Origin of the sequence: Mycobacterium kansasii ATCC 12478, assembly GCF_000157895.3 — a bacterium.
Taxonomy (GTDB): domain Bacteria; phylum Actinomycetota; class Actinomycetes; order Mycobacteriales; family Mycobacteriaceae; genus Mycobacterium; species Mycobacterium kansasii.
The window spans coordinates 2,668,630-2,691,409 of record NC_022663.1 but is presented as its reverse complement, the minus strand read 5'-3'; the positions used below and the strand labels follow the sequence as shown (position 1 = coordinate 2,691,409).

At 65.7% G+C, this 22,780-nt stretch carries 21 protein-coding genes; 10 read left to right on the top strand and 11 right to left on the bottom strand.

Annotated features, from left to right (window positions below):
* Positions 1–119 precede the first annotated feature (119 nt).
* Complete coding sequence (locus tag MKAN_RS11570) at positions 120–662, bottom strand: hypothetical protein (RefSeq protein WP_023368470.1); 543 nt, start codon at positions 660–662, stop codon at positions 120–122.
* A 39-nt stretch (positions 663–701) separates the two neighbouring features.
* Positions 702–1,787: a ferredoxin--NADP reductase gene (locus MKAN_RS11565; protein ID WP_023368469.1), complete on the bottom strand. Its 1,086-nt coding sequence runs from the start codon at positions 1,785–1,787 to the stop codon at positions 702–704.
* A gap of 179 nt (positions 1,788–1,966) precedes the next feature.
* On the opposite strand from MKAN_RS11565, the gene hsaA reads away from it, so the two are divergent.
* The 7 genes from hsaA (at position 1,967) to MKAN_RS11530 (ending at position 8,157) form a co-directional block, all read left to right on the top strand.
* Entirely contained in the window at positions 1,967–3,151 is a 1,185-nt protein-coding gene (gene hsaA, locus MKAN_RS11560; RefSeq protein WP_023368468.1) for a 3-hydroxy-9,10-secoandrosta-1,3,5(10)-triene-9,17-dione monooxygenase oxygenase subunit, read from the top strand.
* Entirely contained in the window at positions 3,151–4,029 is an 879-nt protein-coding gene (hsaD, locus tag MKAN_RS11555; protein ID WP_023368467.1) for a 4,5:9,10-diseco-3-hydroxy-5,9,17-trioxoandrosta-1(10),2-diene-4-oate hydrolase, read from the top strand. Before hsaA ends, hsaD begins: the two co-directional genes overlap by 1 nt.
* Complete coding sequence (gene hsaC, locus MKAN_RS11550; RefSeq protein WP_023368466.1) at positions 4,026–4,928, top strand: iron-dependent extradiol dioxygenase HsaC; 903 nt, start codon at positions 4,026–4,028, stop codon at positions 4,926–4,928. Before hsaD ends, hsaC begins: the two co-directional genes overlap by 4 nt.
* A gap of 2 nt (positions 4,929–4,930) precedes the next feature.
* Positions 4,931–5,494 (top strand): 3-hydroxy-9,10-secoandrosta-1,3,5(10)-triene-9,17-dione monooxygenase reductase subunit, encoded by a 564-nt coding sequence (gene hsaB / locus MKAN_RS11545; RefSeq protein ID WP_023368465.1) that lies wholly within the window; start codon positions 4,931–4,933, stop codon positions 5,492–5,494.
* A 381-nt stretch (positions 5,495–5,875) separates the two neighbouring features.
* Positions 5,876–7,057, top strand: coding sequence for an EspA/EspE family type VII secretion system effector (locus MKAN_RS11540; protein ID WP_036394481.1), 1,182 nt, complete (start codon positions 5,876–5,878; stop codon positions 7,055–7,057).
* Between the two features lie 80 nt (positions 7,058–7,137).
* Complete coding sequence (locus tag MKAN_RS11535; protein ID WP_023368463.1) at positions 7,138–7,455, top strand: ESX-1 secretion-associated protein; 318 nt, start codon at positions 7,138–7,140, stop codon at positions 7,453–7,455.
* Positions 7,456–7,530: 75 nt separating this feature from the next.
* The gene (locus MKAN_RS11530; RefSeq protein ID WP_051404531.1) at positions 7,531–8,157 is read left to right on the top strand and encodes a hypothetical protein; all 627 of its coding nucleotides are present in this window, start codon (positions 7,531–7,533) and stop codon (positions 8,155–8,157) included.
* A gap of 561 nt (positions 8,158–8,718) precedes the next feature.
* Here the strand turns inward: MKAN_RS11530 and MKAN_RS11525 are convergent.
* Positions 8,719–11,967, bottom strand: a complete 3,249-nt coding sequence (locus MKAN_RS11525) for a Kelch repeat-containing protein (protein WP_036394621.1) — start codon at positions 11,965–11,967, stop codon at positions 8,719–8,721.
* Positions 11,968–12,280: 313 nt separating this feature from the next.
* Between MKAN_RS11525 and MKAN_RS11520 the strand changes: the two genes are divergently transcribed.
* Together MKAN_RS11520 and MKAN_RS11515 are read left to right on the top strand one after the other, a co-directional pair.
* Complete coding sequence (locus MKAN_RS11520) at positions 12,281–12,655, top strand: BlaI/MecI/CopY family transcriptional regulator (RefSeq protein ID WP_023368460.1); 375 nt, start codon at positions 12,281–12,283, stop codon at positions 12,653–12,655.
* A gap of 212 nt (positions 12,656–12,867) precedes the next feature.
* Complete coding sequence (locus MKAN_RS11515; protein ID WP_225722887.1) at positions 12,868–13,596, top strand: M56 family metallopeptidase; 729 nt, start codon at positions 12,868–12,870, stop codon at positions 13,594–13,596.
* Here MKAN_RS11515 and MKAN_RS11510 read toward each other — a convergent pair.
* From MKAN_RS11510 to MKAN_RS11500, 3 genes are all read right to left on the bottom strand, one after another.
* A complete protein-coding gene (locus MKAN_RS11510) occupies positions 13,559–14,461 on the bottom strand; it encodes a cytochrome c biogenesis CcdA family protein (protein WP_023368458.1) in 903 nt (300 codons plus the stop codon). The two genes, MKAN_RS11515 and MKAN_RS11510, sit on opposite strands and share 38 nt — an antisense overlap.
* Positions 14,458–15,009, bottom strand: coding sequence for a redoxin domain-containing protein (locus tag MKAN_RS11505; protein ID WP_023368457.1), 552 nt, complete (start codon positions 15,007–15,009; stop codon positions 14,458–14,460). The genes MKAN_RS11510 and MKAN_RS11505 overlap by 4 nt, the downstream gene beginning before the upstream one ends.
* A 263-nt stretch (positions 15,010–15,272) precedes the next feature.
* Positions 15,273–15,881 carry a mycothiol-dependent nitroreductase Rv2466c family protein gene (locus MKAN_RS11500; RefSeq protein ID WP_023368456.1) on the bottom strand — a complete coding sequence of 203 codons (609 nt, stop codon included), beginning with the start codon at positions 15,879–15,881 and terminating at the stop codon, positions 15,273–15,275.
* A 104-nt stretch (positions 15,882–15,985) separates the two neighbouring features.
* On the opposite strand from MKAN_RS11500, the gene MKAN_RS11495 reads away from it, so the two are divergent.
* Positions 15,986–16,837 carry an arylamine N-acetyltransferase family protein gene (locus MKAN_RS11495; protein ID WP_036394484.1) on the top strand — a complete coding sequence of 284 codons (852 nt, stop codon included), beginning with the start codon at positions 15,986–15,988 and terminating at the stop codon, positions 16,835–16,837.
* A 92-nt stretch (positions 16,838–16,929) separates the two neighbouring features.
* Here the strand turns inward: MKAN_RS11495 and MKAN_RS11490 are convergent, their stop codons facing one another.
* The 5 genes from MKAN_RS11490 to fadD3 form a co-directional block, all read right to left on the bottom strand.
* The gene (locus MKAN_RS11490; protein WP_023368454.1) at positions 16,930–18,096 is read right to left on the bottom strand and encodes a pyridoxal phosphate-dependent aminotransferase; all 1,167 of its coding nucleotides are present in this window, start codon (positions 18,094–18,096) and stop codon (positions 16,930–16,932) included.
* Entirely contained in the window at positions 18,093–19,043 is a 951-nt protein-coding gene (gene ipdE2, locus MKAN_RS11485) for an acyl-CoA dehydrogenase IpdE2 (protein ID WP_023368453.1), read from the bottom strand. The genes MKAN_RS11490 and ipdE2 overlap by 4 nt, the downstream gene beginning before the upstream one ends.
* 61 nt (positions 19,044–19,104) lie before the next feature.
* Positions 19,105–20,064 (bottom strand): acyl-CoA dehydrogenase family protein, encoded by a 960-nt coding sequence (locus tag MKAN_RS11480; protein WP_023368452.1) that lies wholly within the window; start codon positions 20,062–20,064, stop codon positions 19,105–19,107.
* On the bottom strand, positions 20,061–21,194 hold the full coding sequence (locus MKAN_RS11475; RefSeq protein ID WP_023368451.1) for an acyl-CoA dehydrogenase family protein: 1,134 nt from the start codon (positions 21,192–21,194) through the stop codon (positions 20,061–20,063). Before MKAN_RS11475 ends, MKAN_RS11480 begins: the two co-directional genes overlap by 4 nt.
* The gene (gene fadD3, locus MKAN_RS11470; RefSeq protein WP_023368450.1) at positions 21,195–22,745 is read right to left on the bottom strand and encodes a 3-((3aS,4S,7aS)-7a-methyl-1,5-dioxo-octahydro-1H-inden-4-yl)propanoate--CoA ligase FadD3; all 1,551 of its coding nucleotides are present in this window, start codon (positions 22,743–22,745) and stop codon (positions 21,195–21,197) included.
* Positions 22,746–22,780: the final 35 nt, after the last annotated feature.

The following is a 22,780-nucleotide window of genomic DNA, read 5'->3' as shown; positions in this document are numbered from 1 at the left end:
ATCAGAGCGTCCAGTCTGCGCCCAGGGTGCTGCCGACCGCGATTTCGTCGCGCTCAGCGCAGGATGAAACCCGACGCCGCGCCACTGCTCCTCATGCGTTGCGGCGGCCGGCAACAGCGCTACGAGAAATTCGTCTGCGCGCAGGTGCTGGGCGAGGTGAGGTTGACTCCGGAGTAGACGACCTGGATGTGCGTGCACACGATGACGCCCGCGTTGGTACTTGGCTGGCCGGTCGACCAACTGGTCGAGTCGATGACGCCGGTCGTCTGATACTTGTCCGGCGGGCCTTCGCCGAAGTAGACGGTCGTGATCACGTCCGAGCCGCCCGCCTTCATCACCCGCTCGAACTGGCCGGTGGCGTGGGCGTCGAGGTAGGTCAGCCGGTTCGTCGGCCGGATCTCGGTGGTTTGGCGGGCCCACAGATCGGGGGGGAACCCGGTCACGCCGTCGGGTGTGCGTAAGTCGGCGCCGGCGACGAAGTCGCAGCTGCCGTTCGGGTGGCAATTCACAAAGGTATGTGTCTCGAGCTGAGTCGTGTCATCGACCGGGAACAACGTGGTGGCCGTGTTGCTGGCCGCCTGCGATTGCGGGGCGGGCGCGACGGCGAGTAGCACCCCGGTGATCGCCGCGACTATCGGAGCGCCCGGCAGTAGCCGCTTCATCTCGCATCCTTCCGCCCGGATGAAACCTAGCCCCCGCGACTATTCGTCGTAGGTCACTTCTACCGAATCAGATTCCGGATGAGATTGACAGGCCAAAATCAGCCCGTCGTCGAGGTCCTGCTGCTCCAGCACGTCGTTGACTTCCATGCTGACTTTGCCGCCGCGCAGTGTGCAGGCGCAGGCGCCGCAGTGGCCCTCGCGGCAGGAGAACGGCGCGTCGAGACCGGCGGCCAGGAGCACGTCGAGCAGCTTGGCGTTGCGCGGCCAGGACACCGTGTGGGTTTCACCGTCGAGTTCCACCACCGCGGTTGCCGGCGGCGCAGTGTCGTCGCCGCCGACATCCGCTAGTTTCACCGCCGCGAACGGATCGGAATCCAGCGATTTGAACACTTCGATATGCACCTGTGGGGCAGGAACTTTCAGTGTCACCAGGGCCTCGCGCGCGGCGTCCATGAACGGGCCCGGTCCGCAGATGAAGACCTGCCGTTCGGTACAGGGGGCGGCCAGGTTCGCCAGCGCGGTGGCGCTCGGCAGCCCTTGCAGCGACTCCAGCCAGTGCACGACGGTGAGGCGGTCGGGATACTTGGCGGTCAGCTCGCGCAGCGCGTCACCGAAGATGACCGAGCGGTCGTCGCGGTTGGCGTAGACCAGTGTCACCTGTCCGCAGCCTTGCGCCAGCGCCGACTTGCAGATCGACATGATCGGCGTGATCCCGCTGCCGGCTGCCAACAGCAGAAAATCGTCGTCGAGCGTCTTGGGCACGAAGGTGCCTGACGGCGCCAACACGTGAATCCGCATGCCGGGGTGCGCGTGGTCGCACAGCCAGTTCGACGCGTATCCGTCAGCCGTTCGCTTGACCGTGACGGTGAGCGCGTCGTCGGTGAACGGCGAGCTGCATAACGAGTAGCAGCGGGCCACCGAGCCGGTGCGGTCGCTGGGAACGCGCAGCGTCAGGAACTGGCCGGGTGCGTAGCGCAGCCGCTCGGCCGGGATCTGCGGATCGTCCGGCCCGTCCGGCACCGCGAACACCAGCGAGCGTGCGTCGTCGGTTTCGACGACGACCTCGGCGAGCTGCAGTTCCAGGACGTGGCTGCCGAGTGGTTCGTCAGGGATTGCCTCGGTCAATACCCTGCCTCTCTGTAACCTCTCTGTGTGTCTCAACTAGAACATGTTATAGAAAACTGGATTCGCACCGCTACCAGCCGCAGGAATACCCTGCTCGACACAAATCGGAACGTGTTCTAGTCTTTTTCTAAGTCCACTCCGGTCGTCGAACAGGCCGCACTCCCAGGAGGCAAACGTAAGTGACGTCCATTCAACAGCGTGATGCGCAGGCGGTATTGGCTGCCATCGATGATCTGCTTCCGCAGATCCGGGAGCGCGCTCAGGCGACCGAAGACCTGCGGCGGTTGCCCGACGAGACTGTCAAGGCACTCGAGGAAGCCGGTTTCTTCACCCTCCTGCAGCCGCAGCAGTGGGGAGGACTGCAGTGCGATCCCACGTTGTTCTTCGAGGCCACCCGCCGACTGGCCAGCGCCTGCGGTTCCACCGGCTGGGTGAGTTCGATCATCGGCGTGCACAACTGGCATCTGGCGCAGTTCGACCAACGGGCCCAGGAAGAGGTCTGGGGCGAAGACCCCAGCGTGCGGATCTCGTCGTCGTACGCCCCGATGGGCGCCGGTGTCGTGGTCGACGGCGGCTACCTGGTCAACGGGTCATGGAACTGGTCGTCGGGCTGCGATCACGCCACCTGGACATTCGTCGGCGGCCCGGTGATCAAGGACGGCCGGCCGGTCGATTTCGGCAGCTTCTTGATCCCGCGCACCGAATACGAGATCAACGACGTGTGGTACGTGGTCGGCCTGAAGGGCACCGGCAGCAACACCCTGGTGGTCAAGGACGTGTTCGTGCCGCGGCACCGATTCCTGTCCTACAAGGCGATGAACGACCACACCGCCGGCGGCCTGCAGACCAACACCGCCGCCGTCTACAAAATGCCTTGGGGCACAATGCATCCCACCACAATATCGGCGCCCATTGTGGGCATGGCCTACGGTGCCTACGCGGCGCACGTGGAACACCAGGGCAAGCGGGTGCGGGCGGCATTCGCCGGGGAGAAGGCCAAGGACGACCCGTTCGCCAAGGTCCGCATCGCGGAGGCGGCCAGCGACATCGACGCCGCCTGGCGCCAGCTGATCGGCAACGTCGGTGACGAATTCGCGTTGTTGTCCGCCGGCAAGGAGATCCCGTTCGAGCTGCGGGCCCGGGCCCGCCGTGACCAGGTGCGTGCCACCGGGCGGTCGATCGCCTCGATCGACCGGCTGTTCGAGGCGTCCGGCGCCACTGCGCTGTCCAACGAGGCTCCGATTCAACGCTTTTGGCGTGACGCGCACGCCGGCCGGGTGCATGCGGCCAACGATCCGGAGCGGGCGTACGTGATCTTCGGGAACCACGAGTTCGGGTTGCCGCCCGGCGACACCATGGTCTGATGACGGCGACGACGCAGGAAGTCACCTTCGAATCCACGTCGCGCTTCGCCGAAGTCGACGTCGACGGACCGCTGAAACTGCACTACCACGAGGCCGGTGTCGGCAACGACCAGACGGTGGTGCTGCTGCACGGCGGCGGGCCGGGCGCGTCCAGCTGGACCAACTTCGCCCGCAATATCGCGGTGCTGGCCAAGCATTTCCACGTGCTGGCCGTCGACCAGCCCGGATACGGCCACTCCGACAAGCGGGCCGAGCACGGGCAGTTCAACCGCTATGCCGCCACCGCTCTCAAGGGGCTCTTCGACCAGCTGGGGCTGGGTCGGGTTCCGCTGGTAGGTAATTCGCTGGGCGGCGGCACCGCGGTGCGGTTCGCGCTGGACTTCCCCGACCGCGCCGGACGCCTGGTGCTCATGGGCCCGGGGGGGCTGAGCATCAACCTGTTCGCCCCCGACCCGACCGAAGGGGTGAAGCGGCTGGGGAAGTTCTCGGTCCAACCCACCCGGGAAAACCTCGAGGCGTTCCTGCGGGTCATGGTCTACGACCAGAAGCTGATCACTCCCGAGCTGGTGGATCAGCGTTTCGAACTGGCCAGCACGCCGGAGTCGTTGGCGGCTACGCGGGCGATGGGAAAGTCGTTCTCCGGGTCCGACTTCGAGCTCGGCATGATGTGGCGCGAGGTGTATCGGCTGCGTCAGCCGGTGCTGCTGATCTGGGGCCGCGAGGATCGGGTCAACCCGCTCGACGGTGCGCTGGTCGCGCTGAAGACCATTCCCCGTGCGCAGCTGCATGTGTTCGGGCAGTGTGGACATTGGGCTCAGGTGGAGAAGTTCGACGAGTTCAACAAGCTGACGATCGATTTCCTGGGAGGTGCCAAGTGAGCATTCGGTCGCTGGGCTATCTGCGCATCGAGGCCACCGACATGGCCGCCTGGCGCGAGTACGGTCTCAAAGTGCTTGGCATGGTCGAAGGCAAGGGCAGTGTCGAGGGGGCGCTGTATCTGCGGATGGACGACTTTCCCGCCCGGTTGGTGATCGTGCCGGGTGAGCGGGACCGGTTGGACGAGGCCGGTTGGGAATGCGCGAATGCCGCAGGGCTGCAGGAGATCCGCGATCGGCTCGACGTGGAGGGCACGCCGTACAAGGAAGCGACCGCCGCCCAACTGGCGGATCGGCGCGTGGACGAGATGATCCTGTTCTCCGATCCGTCGGGTAACCCGCTGGCCGTCTTCCACGGCGCCGCGCTTGAACATCGCCGGGTCGTCAGTCCGTACGGGCACAAGTTCGTCACCGGCGAGCAGGGGTTGGGTCACGTGGTGCTGACGACTCGTGACGACGCCGAGGCGCTGCACTTCTACCGCGACGTGCTCGGCTTCAAGCTGCGTGACTCGATGCGGCTGCCGCCGCAGGTGGTCGGCCGGCCCGCCGAGGGACCGCCGGCCTGGCTGCGCTTCTTCGGCTGCAATCCCCGCCATCATTCGTTGGCCTTTCTTCCGTTGCCGACACCGTCTGGCATCGTGCACCTGATGGTCGAGGTCGAGAACTCCGACGACGTGGGCCTGTGCCTGGACCGGGCGCTGCGCCGCAAGGTGCCCATGTCGGCGACGTTGGGCCGGCATGTCAACGACCTGATGCTGTCGTTCTATATGAAGACCCCCGGCGGTTTCGACGTCGAATTCGGTTGCGAGGGAAGGCAAGTCGACGACGAAAATTGGATCGCCCGGGAGAGCACCGCGGTCAGTTTGTGGGGGCACGACTTCACGGTAGGCGCTCGAGGCTAGCCATGTCGGCTCAGATCGACCCACGCACGTTCCGCAGCGTGCTGGGTCAGTTCTGCACCGGAATAACGGTGATCACCACCATGCACGACGCCGTGCCGGTCGGTTTCGCCTGTCAGTCATTTGCGGCATTGTCCTTGGAGCCGCCGCTGGTGTTGTTCTGCCCCACCAAGGTGTCGCGGTCCTGGAAGGCCATCGAGGCAACCGGCCGGTTCTGTGTCAACGTGCTGACCGAGAAGCAAAAGCACGTATCGGCGCGATTCGGCTCGAAGGAACCCGACAAATTCGCCGGGATCGACTGGCATCTCTCCGAACTCGGGTCGCCGATCATCGACGGGTCGCTGGCTTACATCGACTGCACGGTTGCCTCGGTACATGACGGTGGGGATCACTTCGTCGTGTTCGGCGCGGTCAATTCCCTGTCGGAAGTCCCTAAGATCAAGCCGCGGCCACTGCTGTTCTACCGCGGGGACTACACCGGCATCGAGCCGGACAAGACCACGCCGGCGCAGTGGCGAGACGACCTCGAAGCGTTCCTCACCACTACCACCCAGGACACCTGGCTCTAGGCCCTTCCGCGCTGGGCAGCGGTGATGCCGGCCTGAAACCGATTCCGTGCCGATGGCCGGACAGCCGTGGCGGCATTCGGCCGGCGACGCGACCCACGATTAATGTCAACCAGACTTGACTAACGTCGTGGGTAACTGTAGCCTTTGTGTCGGGTAGGAGTCGCCACAGCCCGTCGGCCCGTAGCGCCAAACCGGTTCGACACCATGGTGATTCCCCACTGCCGTTCGATTGCCGCAGGGCGCCCCGGCGGCGTGTGATTGTGAACGGGTTCGTCTGCAGTGTTACGGAGTGTTGCCGCATGCGTCGATCGCAGTCAGGGGCCAACGGCGCCCCCGCCTTCAATGCTCACCCCGTCGGATCAAGGTGTGTGAGGACATAAAATGGGTGCACTTGTCATCCTCAATTCCACGATAAGTTTTATCGAGTCCCTGTATATGACACTTGGTGTCGGAACCCCGGTCACCGGAGAGGTATTCGACACCAGTTCCTCGACGTTCCGCGAGGCAATCGAAACGCAGGCGTCGGCCGTTTTGAGTGACAACTGGGTCGGCACTGCGGCCGAAAAATATTCGGAGAAGAGCAAAACTCTTCAGGACGCCGAGCAGATTATGGCTGACGTCGACTATATTACCGGAACACTGGTCTCGGACCAGGCTGAGGCGGTCGAAAAGGCGCGTAAGACTCTCAAGAAGTGGATAAATTTCCTCGAGGACTGCAAGCCCTATGCTAAAGCGCTTTACAACGCCATCGTCACCATACCCGACTCGTACGTCTTCCAGGCCGCGGTTTCTGCCGTCGCCATGACGGCTGTCGGCATCGCCTTGTTGGAATTACTGCTCACGACGTTTGAAAACGCCGAAAAACTAGTCGAACGTATCGAAGAAATAGTCGAGCTGTTGGTGCAACTGCCGAGTGACTTCACCGAAGACCTGGCTGCGCTGTTGGAAGGCTTGCTCTCCGGCATGGAGTCCGAAATTTCCGACCTCGTCTCCGATGTGGTCTCCGATGTGGAATCCGAGGTGAGCCAGATTGTCTCTGAAGTGAAATCCGAAGTCAGCGAGGTTGTCTCGGCGTTGAAGTCGGAAATATCCGATTTGTCTTTGTCCGACCTGTCCTTGTCAGATTTGTCTTCACTGTCGGACTTGTCTGCTTTTTCCTCCTTGTCTTCCTTGATGTCGGTGTCCGGCCTGACTTCGTTGTCCGGTTCGACCGCGTTGTCTGACTTGACCTCGTTGCCGGGCTCGAGTGCGTTGTCGGGTTCGACCGCATTGTCCGACGTGGCCGCGTCGTCGGGTTCGGCCATTTCGCCCGGGCTATTGACTCGGTTTGCCGGCTATACCGGCTTGCCGGCATCCGGCCAGACAACCGGTCAGCTGGGTGCGTTGGGCAAGCTGGCCGACGAATCGTCGCAGAGCCCGCAAGCCGGCATGCCTCCGGGCCTGGTGCGCCGCTCTACGAAGGAGGCCGAGGGTCAGAAAGGTGCGGCCGCGGGTGCGGCCGGTGCGGAACGTGCACCCGTCAGTGCGGCCGGGTCCAAACCGACTCAACAGCGCAGCCTTTGATGCGATCGGCCGTCGAACATCAGGCTCGGATGCCGGAAAGCAGTCGGAAGCATCACTATTCAGCGTGAGGAGAATTCGCCGTGTCCGATTCGTTAGCCGTCAACCCGGAATTTCTTGGCGTGCTCGCAACCGCGCAAGACCAAGCGGCAACATATGTCCAGTCCGCGACGGAAGCGGTCGCAGGCATCGGCGAAGATGTTGAGACAACCCACGGTTCGTATACGTCGAAGTTCAATACCACACTGACAGCGCTGGTGACCATCCGCAACTCCGTGGGCACCAGCCTGTACACACTTGCCGGTGAGGTTGCCTCGAATCTGCGTATCGCAGCCAAGGCCTATAGCGAAGCCGACGATGTCTTGGCGAAGGTTGTCGAGAGGATCAAGTTTTCCAGCTGAGCACGTTCAATTCCCTTGCGGCAGTTGTCAACGATGTTGTCGACCTCGCCACTAGCAATCCGAAAGGACCCGATGATGGAGCGGCCCAGCACCGACGACTACCTCGATGATCTGACCACCCTGGATATGTACGGGCGCCCAAGGCGCCAAGAGCCGACTGGCTGCCATACCCACGATCTGATGAGCTGGTCCGCAACCGATGACTGCCTCGATGATCTGTCCACCCTGGATTTGTACGGCCGCCCGAAACGCCGGGTTTCCACCGGCGGCGGCATTCCCGGTGAAACACCGGTCGAGGCCGAGATCGCCGATATCGATCCAGAGGCGCTTGCGCCCTTGGCCGAGACGACGGCAGAGCATGAGTCCGGCCTGGTGTCGGTGGCCAATCCGCAAGGGACCGTGTCGGTGTCGACCGATATGGGTGGCAGAATCCATCGGGTCGAGCTGTCCACGGGGGCGACAAGCATGCGGGAGCAAGAACTCGCCGACGAGATCGTGGTCATCGCGCACCTCGCGCGGCAACGGGCCCGGTCCGCCCAATACACGCTGCTGCTCGACACCTTGGCCGAAACGCCCCTTCAGGACCCGGAAAGTCGGCCCGCCCTAATGGAATTCGTGACCAAAGCCACGAGGGTCGCGACACCGGAAGAGGCCGCCGCAGCCGAAGCGAAGGTGTTTGCGACCCGGTATGCGCGGTATTGACGGCCTTAGGGCGGTGCTGATCTAGCCGACGCGCTCCGCGGAGCCACTGCGCGCCGCAGTCGCATCGTTCACATAGGCCTCGGGCTGGGCCGGTACCCGGTTTGCCCACTTTGTAGCGGCAAAAGCAGGCGTGCAACGGATTTGTCGCTAAGCGTTCGGGGGGCTCCGCGGCTGGTGCGCCGGATGTGTGGCCGGCTTGACGCTCACGGTTTCGAGTGCGCTCAGACGGTCTCGAGTGTGCCCTGATGGCGCCGAGCGTGCCGTCAGGGCGGCCGATCGTGGACGTGTCCGCCCGATATCCACAGTCAAAGCCGTCACCGCACACTCGACGCCGCGGCCATGCCAGTCGTCCCGGTGAGCACGTGAGTCGTCCCCCGAACTCGAAACACCCGCCATCACACGAGGTTTGACCGAGGTTGCGGGGGCATCGACGTGCCGGAAACAGACGCCGCCTGCACACATGCTGTACGTGGTGACCGAGCCGAGAGGGAAAGCCGTTGTCGGCCGGATCACATCGCCCCGGCAACCGCCACCTCACAACCGCCCGCGAAGCGACGGCCGCTACATGAAGTCGAGGGCCTCGACGCTGGCGATGGGGCCTTCGTGGGTGGGCCGGTCCGCGCCGCCGATGCAGTACACGGTGTTGCCCACGGTCGCGACAACCTCGGCGTGCCGCGGGGTCGACAGCGCAGGCAGCGTGCTCCACTTTCCGTCTGCGATGTCGTACATCTCGACGACTCCCAGCACTCGCGTCGGCTCCTCGCCGCCGACCACCACGATTCGCCCGTCGATGAACGTGGCGCCGTAACTTCCGCGCGGGGTGGGCATGCCCACCAACTTGGTCCATTTACCCGATTGCGGGTCGAACCGTTCGAAGGCCGCGGAGTTCTTGTCGGCCGACAGGAACCGCCCGCCGATCGCATACACGTAAGTGCCGTCCGACACCGCAGCCAGATGCTCGCGGGGCGTTGGCAGGTCGGGCGCGTCGTGCCACGAACTGCCGTCGAAAACCTCGGTCTGCGCGACGAGCTGCTTGGCGTTTTGGCCGCCGACGACGACGAGCTTGTCACCAACCACCGCCGCTGCCGCCGCCGCCCGAGCGTGGCTGAGGCTCGGCAACTCCACCCAGCTGTTCCCGCGCAAGGCGAACACCTTGTTGGAAGCATCCGCGAGGTTTTCGCTCGCACCGCCGAGCACAACCACCTCGCCCCGGTAGGTTGCCGCCGTCGCGTGGTGCAACCGGATGGGCAGCGGCGGCCCGGGTTGCCAGGCGCCGGCGTGCGGGTCGTAGCTCTCGACGGTCGTGAGCCCAACGCCTTCCCGCACGCCACCCATAATCCAGATCTTGTTGTCCAGTACGGTCCACGCCATCATCAGCCTGGCCGTCGGCGCGTCCGGCAACGTCCGCCACTGCGCCGCCGGCTGGATCTTGCGCGCGGGCAGCTTCAGCATCTCGGCCGACGAGGTCGCCTGGTCGTCGCCCGCGCCGGTCGAGCCGCCGATCGCATACACCGACTTCTCGACCGTGTCGACCGCCATCCCGTGCCGTGCGGTCTCCATATCGGGCAAACCGGCCCATGTTCTGGTCATCAGATCGAACACAGCCACGCTCCTGAGGACCTGTCCCGCCGACATCCCGCCGGCCGCCACCAGGCGTCCATCGGTGATCGCGGCGCCGAGGTCACTGCGTGGTTGCGCCAGCTCGGGCAGCGGCGTCCAGGTTTTCGCGGCCGGATCGTATGCCTCGACCGTCGCCAGGTCGGACCTCGCGTCGTTGCCGCCCACGGCGTACACCAGCTTTCCGTCCGAGGCCGCGGCCAGCATCTGTCGCGGTGTCGGTATCGGGGCGCCAAGGGTCCAGGAGTTGCCGTCGAAGACCTCGGTTGTGTTCAGCAGTGCGCCGTTGGCGTCCACCCCGCCGGTGACGACGATGCGGTCTCCCACCGCCGCCGCGGCCGCGGCTGCCCGGGGCTGCAACAGGTGCGGCAGCTCCACCCAGCGGCTGTTGACCACACGCCAAACTTGGTCGGTGGCAACCTTTTTGGAGCCCTCGGTGCGCCAGCCGCCCAGCACGATGGGGTTGCCCTGCCAGGTCACCGCCATCGCGTGCTGAACCGGAACCGGCAAGTCGTCGCCGCCCTTCCAGCTGTCGATCACGGGGTCGTAGCCCTCGTGCAGACCGGTGACGGTGCCGTCGGCCCGAACCCCGCCGAAGATCCAGATCGTGCCGTCGACTTGGGTGGTCGCCGCCGCATCGCGGGCGACCCGCGCATTCGTGATCGGTTTCCAGTGAACGGGCGCCTGGGTGCTCGGTTGGCTGGAGGCGGTCTGGTGGGCGCCGTTGTCGCGCGATGCCACCAGAAAGACTCCGCCGGCCACCAACAGCACCACGGCGATGGCCGCCGCCGCGGTCAACAGGATGCGGTTGCGCTTCTTGTCCGGCTCGGCGAACCACGACGCCACCCGTCCCCGCGGCGGCTTCCATACGGCGGGCCTGTCAGGCGCGGCCGGACCCGCCGCGCTTTCTTGCCCCGGACCGTTCGGCGGCTCGATCGGAGGGGTGGCGCCGGTCCATTCCGCGGGCCGCCGGGGCGACTCCGCCGTGCTCGACGGGGCCCGAAGCTGCGCCTGGGTGTCACCGAGGTGCCCGGCCCGAAAGGCGGTGTCTGTTCTCGGTGATCGCTGGTGATCGTCGGACTGGGACGGCAGCAACGAGGACGGCCCTTGCCCCGCGGCGCCGGGCGGTTGGATCGCCGCGGCGGCGCCCGCCTTGGCCGCGGGCTGGGGAGCCTTGAGCGGAACGGTCGAAGACGTGCGCAGCGGCACCTGAGCCTCCGGGCTCAGTATCGCGGGCGATACCGGAGGCGTTTCGGGGACATCCGTTGAGGTATCGGTGCTGCGCGCACGCATGTTGGTGATCGCCATCGACGCGGGCTTCAAGCCGTTGCGGCGCTGCGCCGCCTGCAGCTCACGGCCGAGTTCGGCGGCCGACGCGGGCCGTTCGGCCGGGTCGATGGACATCGCCTTCTCGATCGCCGAGCACACCGCATCCGGGATTCCGTCGGGACGCAGGTCCGGAACCCCGGTGGAACTGATCCGCAGGTATTGCGCGACGAGGTCTTCGCCCTTCTTGCGTTCGTGTGCGGCGCTGCCCGCGATCAGCGCATAAAGTGTGGCGCCCAGCGAGTAGACGTCGGCGACGACCGTCGCCGGATTACCGGTCATCACCTCGGGCGCGGTGTAGTCGATTGTGCCGGAGAAGAACCCGACCGCCGTTTCAAAGCCGCCCTCGATGTGGGCGATCCCGAAGTCGGTCAACTGCGGCTCGCCGTAATCATTGACCAGGACATTCGCCGGCTTGATGTCGCGGTGCAAGGTGCCGGCCCGGTGCGCGGTTTCCAGTGCCCCGCACAATTTCACGCCGATCTCCAACGCCTCCGGCCAGGGGATCGGCCCCTCCCGGCGCAACCGTACCGCCAGCGAATCCGCCGCGTAGTAGGGCATCACGATGTAGGGCCGGTCGCTTTCGGTGATGCCGACCCGCAGGATGTTGACGATGTTCGGATGCCCCGAGAGCCCGCCCATCGCGTAGCCCTCACGCAGGAAACGTTCCCTGCTGTCGTCGTCGAAATGCGACGGCAGCACTTTGACCGCGACATTTCGTCCCAGCGCCGTCTCGCGACAGCGGTACACCACCCCGGCGCCGCCTCGAGCCACCTGGCGCGCGTCCTCGAATCCGGCGCCGGCCAACTCCGCGGCGATCCCGCTCTGTGCGGGTGCCGAGCCGGCAGCCCCCGGGTCTTCAGCCATGTCTTGGCGCTCTACCTCCATGCCGTGAGAGTCGCGAGTCAAGCGTAGCGAATATGACCTCATGGGCATACTGTTCGGTGGCAATCGTTGCCGAATCGCTTTCGCCGGGTGGCTGCCTTCCGGCATCCCCGGGGCAAGCAGTGCCGGTCGATCGGCGACACCGCGCCTTAGCGCTCGCTGAAATCGGTTGTGGTGCCGGTTACGCGAGAATTGCCCACTGCTCAGCGGCTTTTCGGGCGGCTCTGCGCGAGCCGCGAGAGATGTGGCTACTGTTGTAGCCGTCGACAATTCCAAGGGTACGAGAGAGAAAGCTGTGCAGGTTCGGCGTTTCGGCGAGCTCGAGGCGGTGATCATGGACCGCGTGTGGAACCGCGGCGAGGTCGTCACCGTGCGGGATATTCTTGACGACTTGGCGCATGACCGCCAGATCGCCTACACGACGGTTATGTCCACCATGGACAACTTGCACCGCAAAGGCTGGTTGCAGCGGGAACGGGTGGGCAAGGCTTTCCGCTATTGGCCGACTATGACCCGCGAGGAACATTCGGCCAGATTGATGCGTGATGCTTTCGATACCGGGGGTGATTCGGACTTGGTGCTGACGTTTTTTCTCAAGCAGATGGACGAGGATGAAGCGGCGCGGGTCCGCGACGCGCTGCGCCGTTTCATTGATCGGCAAGAATCGTGAACGCGGCTCTTTTGTTGCTCCTTTATGCGTCGATGTTGACGTGGCTCGGCCCCCTCCTGCTGCGACGTGTCACCGGCACGGGTGTGCGCCCTCAGCTTGCCGTGGCTTGCTGGCTGACAGCGGTGGTTGCTGCGGTTGCAGCGTGGTTGGCTGCGCTCGTGTTCCTTTGCGCCGCAGTGCTCTACAGCATCTGGCGCCACAGGGAACCAACTTTGTGCTTCAAGGCGTTAGGGGTCACCGGCCAGCTGGGATTGCCGCACGCAATTGCGTCGGCCATGGCGATCTGTCTGTCGTTGGCCAGCCTGCTGGCCACCACCGTCGTCAGCTGGCGCGTCGCATATCAGTGGCTGCGGCAACGATCACGCAGTCTCCTGCACGCATCTACTGCTCGGGTGATCGGCGGCGGCGGTAACAGGTATGGCCGGCCTGACCTGGTAGTTGTTCCGGCGCCGCATCCCGCTGCCTATTGCGTTACTGGCCGCCCCGACTCTGTCGTGGTGGTCACCACCGCTGCCCTGGACCGGCTCGACGAGCCGCAGCTGGCGGCTGTGCTGGCGCACGAGTACGCTCACCTGGCCGGTCGCCATCACGAGCTGCTCATGGTGCTGCGGGCGATTGCTGCGAGCTTGCCGCGATTAACGCTGTTTTGCACGGCAGCGGAAATGGTGGCGGACTTGCTGGAGATGTGTGCTGATGATGTCGCGGTGCGACGTCACGGGAAGATGGCATTGCTACGCGGACTGCTGGCGTTGTCGGGGGCGCCGCCGGCGATGGCGTCGACGGCGCTCGGCGCGGCGGGCACCGCCACGCTGGCCCGCGCGAGCCGGCTCACCAACCCGATATCGCGCCGCAGGCGTTTGCATGAGCGGGTAATTCTCGCTACGGCAATTGGTTTTGCGGTAATCACTCCCTTGGCGCTGGGGCTTGTCTGTCATCTGTGACGATCGCATTGCGGTTCGGGGCGCGCCATCGAACGAGGGTATGCCAGCCCACTCCCACGGCGACCAGCGCAGCCAAGGCGCCCACGAGGGACCATGGGCTCAGCCCGTCGACCAACTGAATCAGCCGGTCCTGCACGGCGTTAGCGGCCCCGATCACGGGGTCGTCGGCTTCGGCATTGGCAAAATACAGCCGCAGTTCGTAGTAGCCGTAATACGTGACATATAGCCCAGTCAGCAGCACGATTACGCCGACTATTCGGCCTACGTAGGGCAGAACACGGCGAAACGCCGCGGTGGCCGCGGAGCCGGCCAGGGCAACCGTCAGCGCTGCCACCCCCACCGTGATCGTCATTCCGCCCGCGTACGCGACGAAAGCCAGCACGCCCGAAAGCACGGCGCCCTGTCTGAACGTGGTGCTGATGACGGCGAGAAACGGTGCAACCGTGCACGAAAGTGACGCAATCGCGTAACCCACGCCGTAGCCGTACATGGAGGTCAGCCGCGTCGTCGGAGTACCACCCGCGCGTTTCGGCAGGATGAGACTGACGTCCTTTCCGGCCAGCAGCCAGACAGCCAACGCCACCAGGAGGACCCCGATGACCACGGTGGCAAACGGCAGGTACCTTTGGGCCGACGCGATCACCGGTGCGACGAGTAGCCCGAAAATGCCGAAGACCGTCAGGAATCCGACGGACATTCCCGCGGTCGCGGCGCCGGCGCGGACCAGGGCTGTCGGACGTGAGACTCCCTGACTACCGGCGATCACCAAGCCCAAATAGCTTGGCAGGAAAGCAAATCCACATGGATTCAGGGCAGCTACCAGTCCGGCGCCCAGGGCAAAGCTCAGTGCTGTGGTATCGATCACCGGCTGACCAGCCCGTCGACCCGCTCGTTCAGTTCCGACTGAGTCAGCGAACCTTTGACGACGTCGACGTCGCCGTTGGCGCTGACGAACGCCCACGCCGGTTGCTGCGTTACGCCGAATCTGGTCCAGACCACCCCATCGGTATCGGCTAACTGAGTGAAACCGCTCAATTGGTATTTGTCTACGAAACCCTGCATCGCCGAAACCTGGTCGCGCGCGGCTACCCCCACGAACGTCACACGCGGGTGCGCCGCGGCGACGTCCGCCGCGATCGGTGCTTCATGCTGGCACTTTGGGCACCAGGGCGTCCAGAACCACAACACCACGGCTCTTCCCGCCAAACTGTCACCCGAAAACGTATGCCCATCAATTGTTTTGGCGGTGAACTGCAGTTGGGCAGGTACGCGTGCGCTCGGGCCGGCGGGTCTGCTGGATGACGACGCCGGCGTATTGGCCGGATCAGATCGTGCCCCGGAAGAGCCGCAGGCTGTCACGATCGTCGCGGCAGCAGCAGCGACGGCAAGCGAGGCGATCAGGTGCCGTGGCATGGTGATCCCTTTCCGTCGAATTGGCGAGACTTCGCGGTCGGCAGTCACCAAAATACTACCTACGTACGTAGATAGTAGTTAGGGCCCCGTTGATGCTGCTGCTGCTAGGTCCGCCGCGGATGCCACAAGCGCTTGGGGGATTGGTTCGGGTGACCTGGGCACCACTGCGATTCCGGCACCGCCGCGCGAACCTGATCGACGTGCGCGCCGCAACCGGCCCACGTCACTTTCCCGCAGGTGCGGCACCTCACGGCGTGGCACATTCAGCGAGCCTCCTCGAGAACGGGCGGCCCCTGATAAGGCCGCTGCAGCACGGCGAATTCGGGCGTGGTCGCGGCGGTGAGGACGGCCTCGAGCAGGCGGATGCCGTCGTCGCTGCCGGGTATCCCGGTCAGCACCGGTCCAAAGAACCCGCGCCCGTCGACCGCGATGATCGGGCTGCCGGCCGAGCCGCCCAGTGCGTTCTGGCTGGCTTGGTGCGCGCGCCTGGCGGCCTCGTCGAGGGCGCTGTCGTCAAGCGATTCGACCAGCGATTCGTCAAGTCCGCATTCGGCCAGCGATTTGCGGACCTCATCGGGCGACATCTCTTTCCCACGCACATGGATACGGGCGCCGACCGAGTCGTATAGCCGCGCGAATGCGTCCGGCCCATGTTGGCCGGCGACCGCGGCGAACAGCCGACCGAGCCGTCGTGACCGATCCATCATCTGCTGCTGTTTCGGGTTGAGGTCGTTGCCCTCGTTGAGTACGGCCAGGCTCATCTGCCGCAGCGTGACCGGTGTGTCCGTCTTGTGCGCGGCATCGAGCAGCCATCGCGAAGCGGCCCAGGCGAATGGGCATACCGGATCGATGTAGAGCTCGACGTCAGCCACTGGCTCCTCCTTCTGCAGCTTTCCCGATGTCGGGCGAACTGACGCAATGATACCCCCTTGGGTATATGCTGTCGAAGTCGTGCGCCGGCCAGCAAAATGGCTCTATGACGCTGGATCTCAACACGTACTTCGAACGCATCGGCTATCGCGGTCCTACCGAACCCACCTTGGCGGTGCTGCGGGCGGTGGTGAGCGCCCATACCCGGGCGATTCCGTTCGAGAACCTCGATCCGCTGATGGGGGTGCCGGTCGACGACTTGAGCCCGGAATCGCTGATGGACAAGCTCGTCCACCGGCGCCGCGGCGGTTACTGCTACGAGCACAACGGTCTGATCGGTGAAGTGCTGGCCGAACTCGGATTTCGGCCGCGGCGGCTGGCCGGGCGGGTGGTGTGGATGGCGCCGCCGGATGCGCCGCTGCCGGCACAGACGCATACCGTGCTCGCGGTGACTTTTCCCGGTTCGGACGGTCCGTATCTGGTGGACGTCGGTTTCGGGGGCCAGACGCCGACGTCGCCGCTGCGGCTGCAGACCCGATGCATCCAGCAAACGACGCATGAACCGTATCGGCTCGACGACCGCGGCGACGGGCTGGTGCTGCAGGCGCTGGTTCGCGACGAGTGGCAGCCGCTCTATGAATTCAGCACGGTCAGCCGGCCGCCGATCGACCTGAAGGTGGGCAGTTGGTTTGTCTCGACGCACCCGTCGTCGCATTTCGTCACCGGCTTGATGGCTGCCACCGTGACCGACGACGCGCGGTGGAACTTGACGGGCCGGATCCTGGCGGTCCATCGAGGCGGCCGGACCGAGAAGACCGTGCTGGAGGACGCGGTCGCGGTTGTCGACACGCTGAGCGGGCGCTTCGGGATCAACGTGGCCGATCTCGGCGAACGCAGCGCCCTCGAAGCCCGCATCGACCAAGTCTGTTTCGGGGGCGGGCGAAGGGCGACTGCATAGCACGACCGCTGACGGCGGCAAACCCGTTGTGCGCCTCGATTTGTCGCTGATAGCGGGGCTAACGGGGCACCTGCTGAGCACCGGCCCAACACCTAGCGGCCCGGCAGCCAGGACCGCATTCGGCGCAGAGCTTCTTCGATGTCGCTGGTCGGCCCGGCGAACGACATCCGGACAAACGAGTTGCCCCGCGAAGTGTCGAAGTCCACGCCTGGTGCGATCGCCACACCGGTGTCGGCCAGCAACCTCGAGCAGAAGGCCAACGAGTCGGTGGTGAAGTCCGAGACATCGGCGTAGACGTAGAACGCGCCGTCGGTGGGTGCCAGCCGGTCAACCCCGATGCGACGCAGGCCGTCGAGCAGCATCGAGCGGTTGAGCGCATAGTGCCGCAGATTGTCGTCGGCTTCTGCGGTCGCCTCGGGGGTGAACGCCGATACCGCGGCAATCTGCGACAACACCGGCGGGCAGATGGTGAAGTTGCCGGTGAGGCAGTCGACCGCCCGGCGCAGCTCCGTCGGCACCAGCAGCCAACCGAGTCGCCAGCCAGTCATTGCGTAGTATTTGGAAAAGCTGTTGACCACCACCGCGTTTCGTGAGGTCTGCCAAGCGCAGCTGGTCTGCGGTGCCCCTTCGTACACCAGGCCGTGATAGACCTCATCGCTGACCAGCCGGACCCGGGATTCGTCGCACCACGAAGCGATCGCCGACAGCTCCGCGGGCGGGATTACGGTGCCGGTGGGATTGGCCGGGCTGGCCACGACCAGCCCCTGCACCGGCGGGTCGAGTTCGGCGAGCATCTGCACGGTGGGCTGAAACCGGGTCGCGGGCCCGCACGGTATCTCCACCACTTCACATCCCAACGCCGACAGGATGTTTCGATAACACGGATAGCCGGGGCTGGCCATCGCGACCCGGTCGCCGACGTCGAAGCATGCCAGGAAGGTGAGCAGGAAGCCGCCCGAAGAACCGGTGGTGACCACCACGGCGTCGGGGCCGACCGTGATGCCGTGCTGGCGCTCGTAGTCCGCCGCGATCGCGGCACGCAGCTCCGGAATGCCCAGTGCCACCGTGTATCCCAGTTGGTTGAGGTGCAGGGCGGCGGCCGCCGCGGCACGTACCGGTTCGGGCGCACCCGCGCTGGGCTGACCTGCCGAGAGGTTGACCAGATCGCCGTGGGTGCGCTGGCGCTCGGCGGCCGCCAGCCAGACATCCATCACGTGAAACGGCGGAATGCCCGCGCGCCGGGCAACACGATGGGTCATGGTGCGGGGAGCACCTCGGACTCCAACTGCCGCAGCAAGTTTCGTGGCGAATCCAGCAGGTGCGTACTGCCGTGTGCCCGTTTGAAATACAGGTGCATGTCATGCTCCCAGGTGATCGCGATGCCACCGTGCAACTGGATGCCCTCGGCGGCCACGGCGCTGAGCGCTTCGCAGGCAGCGAGTCGTGCGGTGGCCGCATTGGCGGGTGTGGGTTCATTGCAGGCGTCGGCGACGACGGATCGCGCCGCGGCGACCATCACATACAGATCGGCCATCCGATGCTTGAGTGCCTGGAAGCTGCCGATCGGGCGACCGAATTGCACTCGGCTCTTGGTGTATTCGACGGTCAGCTCCAGGCAGCGTTCGGCGGCGCCGATCTGCTCGGCGGCCAGCAAGACTGCCGCCGAGTGGGCCAGCCCCGGGTCGGCGCCGATCGTCCGGGTTTCCTGCGGCTGCATGCGGGCCAGCCGGCGGGTGGGATCCATGGTGGCGACGGGCTGCGCGGTGAAGCGAGTCCACCTGCTCAGTTGGCCGTCTATCGCGGCGACGACGACGTCGGCGATGTCACCGTTGACCACGAAGTCGGGGTCGAGGACCAGCGCGCCGATCGAGGTGCCCTCGGCGAGCCGGGTGAGCGTCTCGGCGTCCGGCTCGGGCGCGGCCAGCAGAGCCAGTTCCGCCAGCGTGGTGCCCAGCAGCGGGGAGGGCACCAGCGCCCGGCCCAGTTCTTGCAAGACCGTCGCCGCGTCGGCCAATTCGCCGCCGGCGCCGCCGAGCTCCTCGGGGACGACCAGGACGGCGGCGCCGACTTGTTCGCACAGCAGCCGCCACAGGGCCTCGTCATAGCCGCGGCCGGATCCCATCGCCGCTCGCACCGCGGCTGGACTTGCGTGCTTGGCCACCAGGGCGGCCACGGTCTCGCGCAGCATCTCCCGCTCGTCGGTCATGAGCTCCGCTCCTCTCCCCCGCAAGCGGACGGTACCCCCACCGCGTCGTCGCCGGCGCGGGTCATAACGCCTCCAGCACTCGCCGCCGATGTACCTCCGGTGTACCCCAGGCCGACCGCAACGCCTGCACCTTCAGCAGCCACAGCGACAGGTCGTGTTCCTGGGTGAATCCGATAGCGCCGTAAGTCTGCAACGCCGAGCGGGCCGCCAGCAGACCCGCCTCACCCGCGGCCACCTTGGCGGCGCTGACGTCGCGAGGCTGCAGCGACAACGCCGCGCCGTAAACCAGCGGACGCGCCAGTTCGACTGCGATGTGGACGTCGGCGAGTTTGTGCTTGATCGCCTGATATGAGCCGATGACCCGGCCGAACTGCGTCCGCTGCTTGGCATAGTCGACGGCCGCGCTCAGCAGTGCTTCGGCGGCACCTACCAGTTGTGCCGCCGTAGCCAGTACGCCGAATTCGTAGGCGCGCTTGATGTCTGCTTGCCAGGCTTGGACGTTTGGGCCGGCCGCCGCCACGTCGTAGAGGTGACGGCTGGGGTCGACGGACGCATGGCGCTGGCCCGGCGTGCCTTCGGCGACACCGGCCTCACCGGCCAGTAACACCAGACCGGCGGTGTCGGCGTCGACGGCGCGCGGCACCTGCGGTGGTAGTGCGACGGTGGCGATCAGCTCACCGGCGGCCAGGCCGGCGCAGCGCTCGGCCTGATCGTCATTGGCGAGCAAAACCGGTGCAACGGCGATGGATTCGGTGACCGGGCCGGGCACACACCAGCGGCCGAGCCGTTCCAGCGCGACCACCAGGTCCACCGGATCGGCTGCCAGACCGTCGAACTTCTCCGGCACGTTGAGTGCGGTGACGCCAAGGTTGGCCAATTGCTGCCACACCTTGCGGCCGGGCGCCGCATCGCCCGCCGACCAGGCGCGAACCGCGCCGGGCAGATCCGCTGCGCCCAGTGCCGCGTCGATGCTGGCGGCGAAATCACGTTGTTGTTGATCAAGCGCAAAGTCCACGGTCACTTCTTCTCTCGTGGCAGGCCCAGCAGCCGTTCCGAAATGATGTTGCGCTGGATCTCGTTGGTGCCCGCATAGATTGGTCCGCCCAGGGCGAACAACAGGCCGTCGGTCCACGGGCCGGCCAGTTCTGCGTCTGCGGCCAGGATGTCCAGCGCGGTTTGATGCAATTCGACGTCGAGCTCGGACCAGAACACCTTGGTCACCGACGATTCGGCGCCCAGCTCGCCGCCGCCGGCGAGCCGGGTGACCGTGCCGAAGGTCTGCAGCCGATAGGCCTGCGCCTTGATCCACCCGTCGGCGACGCGGTCGGCGAATTCCGGTGGGGAGCCGTTGACCTTCCACAGTTGCACCAGCCGCTCGGCCACCGCCAGGAAGCGGGCCGGGCTGCGCAACGACATGCCGCGCTCGTTGCTCGACGTGCTCATGGCCGCACGCCAACCGTCGTTCGGGGTGCCGATGACGTCCTCGTCGGGCACGAAGACGTCGTCGAGAAAGATCTCACCGAAGCCGGTATCGCCGCCCAATTGCACGATGGGCCGCACCGTGACGCCCGGTGCCTTCAAGTCGAACATGAAGTAGGTCAGGCCGCGATGCCGCTCGGCCGACGGATCGGACCGAAACAGCCCAAAGCCCATGTCGGCGAACGGCGCCCGTGAGCTCCAGATCTTCTGACCGTTGAGCAGCCAGCCGCCCTCGGTCTTGGTGGCGGTGGACCGCAGTGAAGCCAGGTCGCTGCCGGACTCGGGCTCCGACCAGGCCTGGGCCCAGATCTGCTCGCCGCTGGCCATTTTCGGCAGAATTCGGTCCAGCTGCTGCTGAGTGCCGTGAGCGAACAGGGTCGGCGCCAGCATCGAGGTGCCGTTGGCGCTGGCCCGACCCGGCGCACCGGCGCGGAAGTACTCCTCCTCGAACACCACCCAGTGCAGCAGCGGCGCATCGCGGCCGCCGTACTTTTTCGGCCAGGTGATCACCGACAGTCCTGCGTCGAACAGTACCCGATCCCAAATCCGATGCTGGGCAAAGCCTTCCGCGTTGTCGTAGGACTTCGTCGGGATCGAGTCTTCATTGGCTGACAGAAACTCGCGCACCTCGGCCTGAAAGGCCAGGGTTTCCTCATCGAATGCCAGGTCCATTCACGCCAACTCTCGCAGTTGTGATTTGACCACCTTGCCGCCGGCGTTGCGGGGCAAGGCATCGACGAACCGCACCGATCGTGGTGCCTTGAAGTTCGCCAAATGTTCACGGGTGTAGGCGATCACCGTCGCTTCGTCGAGGTTGGCCCCGGGCCGGGGCACCACGAAGGCTCGGCCGACTTCGCCGAGGCGCTGGTCGGGAACACCGATCACCGCGGCGTCGGCCACTCCGTCCAACCGGGCCAGCACCTGTTCGACCTCGGCGGGGTAGACGTTGAATCCACCGCAGATGTACATGTCCTTGAGCCGGTCGGTGATGCGCAGGTTGCCGGCCTCGTCGACGGCACCGATGTCGCCGGTGTGCAACCAGCCGTCGGAGTCGATGGCGGTCGCCGTTGCCTCCGGGTCGTCGAGATAGCCCAGCATGACGTTGGGCCCGCGCAACAGCACTTCTCCTGTCTCAGAGCCGGTTTCGGCATCGATACGCAATTCGAAGCCGGCAAACGGCCGCCCGCAGGTGGTGGCGACGGTCACCGCGTCGTCGTCGGGGCGGCACATCGTTCCCATGCCGTTGGCCTCGGTCAGGCCGTAGGCGGTCAACACGATGTCGATGTCGAGTTCGGACTGCATGCGTTCCACCAGCACCACCGGCACGGTGGCCGCGCCGGTCACCGCGAACCGCAGCGAGGTCAGGTCGTAGTTGCGGCGCGCCGGATGGTCCAGCAGGGTCTGGTAGATGGTGGGCGGTCCGGGCAACACCGTGATGCGGTGCTGCTCGATCGCCTGCAGGGTCCGCAGCGGATCGAACGTCAGGTGCGGGATCAACGTCGCCCCGGTCTGCAGGCAGGCCAGGATGCCGGCCTTGTATCCGAAGTTGTGGAAGAACGGGTTGATGCACAGATAGCGGTCGTCGCCGGTGATCTTGCCGTTGGCGGCCCACGACGCCGAGGCTGCGAGCGATTGCCGGTGCGCACAGAGCACGCCCTTGCTGCGGCCGGTGGTGCCGGAGGTGAACAGGATGTCGCTGACGTCGTTGGGCGTGACGGCGGCCGCGCGCAGCTCGACGGCCTGGGTGTCGGTGCCTTGAGCGATGAACTCGTCCCAGGTGCCGCGGACAGGATCGTCGGCCTCGATCGGAATCCGCACGATGTGCCGAAGCGCGGGCAGTGCTTGAGAGTTCAGATCCAGGCCGGCGACCCGGTCGGCGCCGAGGAACCGGCCCATCGCGAACAGCACCGGCGCCCGCGTGCGGCTCAGGATGTCGCCGGCCTCTTCGGCGGTGTAGCGGGTGTTCAGGGGCACCATGGCCGCCCCGGCGTGATGTATCGCCAGGCAGGCCACCACCCAGTGCCAGGTGTTCGGCGACCAGATGGCCACCCGATCGCCGGGCTCGACTCCCAGTGCGATCAGCGCCGACGCGGCCCGGTGCACCTCGGCACGCAGGGTGGTAGCCGTGAAGCTCCGGTCGTCGGTGATCAAGACGTCGTGGTCGGGGAACATGCCCGCGAGACGATCCAGTGCCGCGGGCACGGTACGCGGATCGTCGGTCATCGGATGCTCCTCTAAGCGGCACGCGGCGCCCTTCA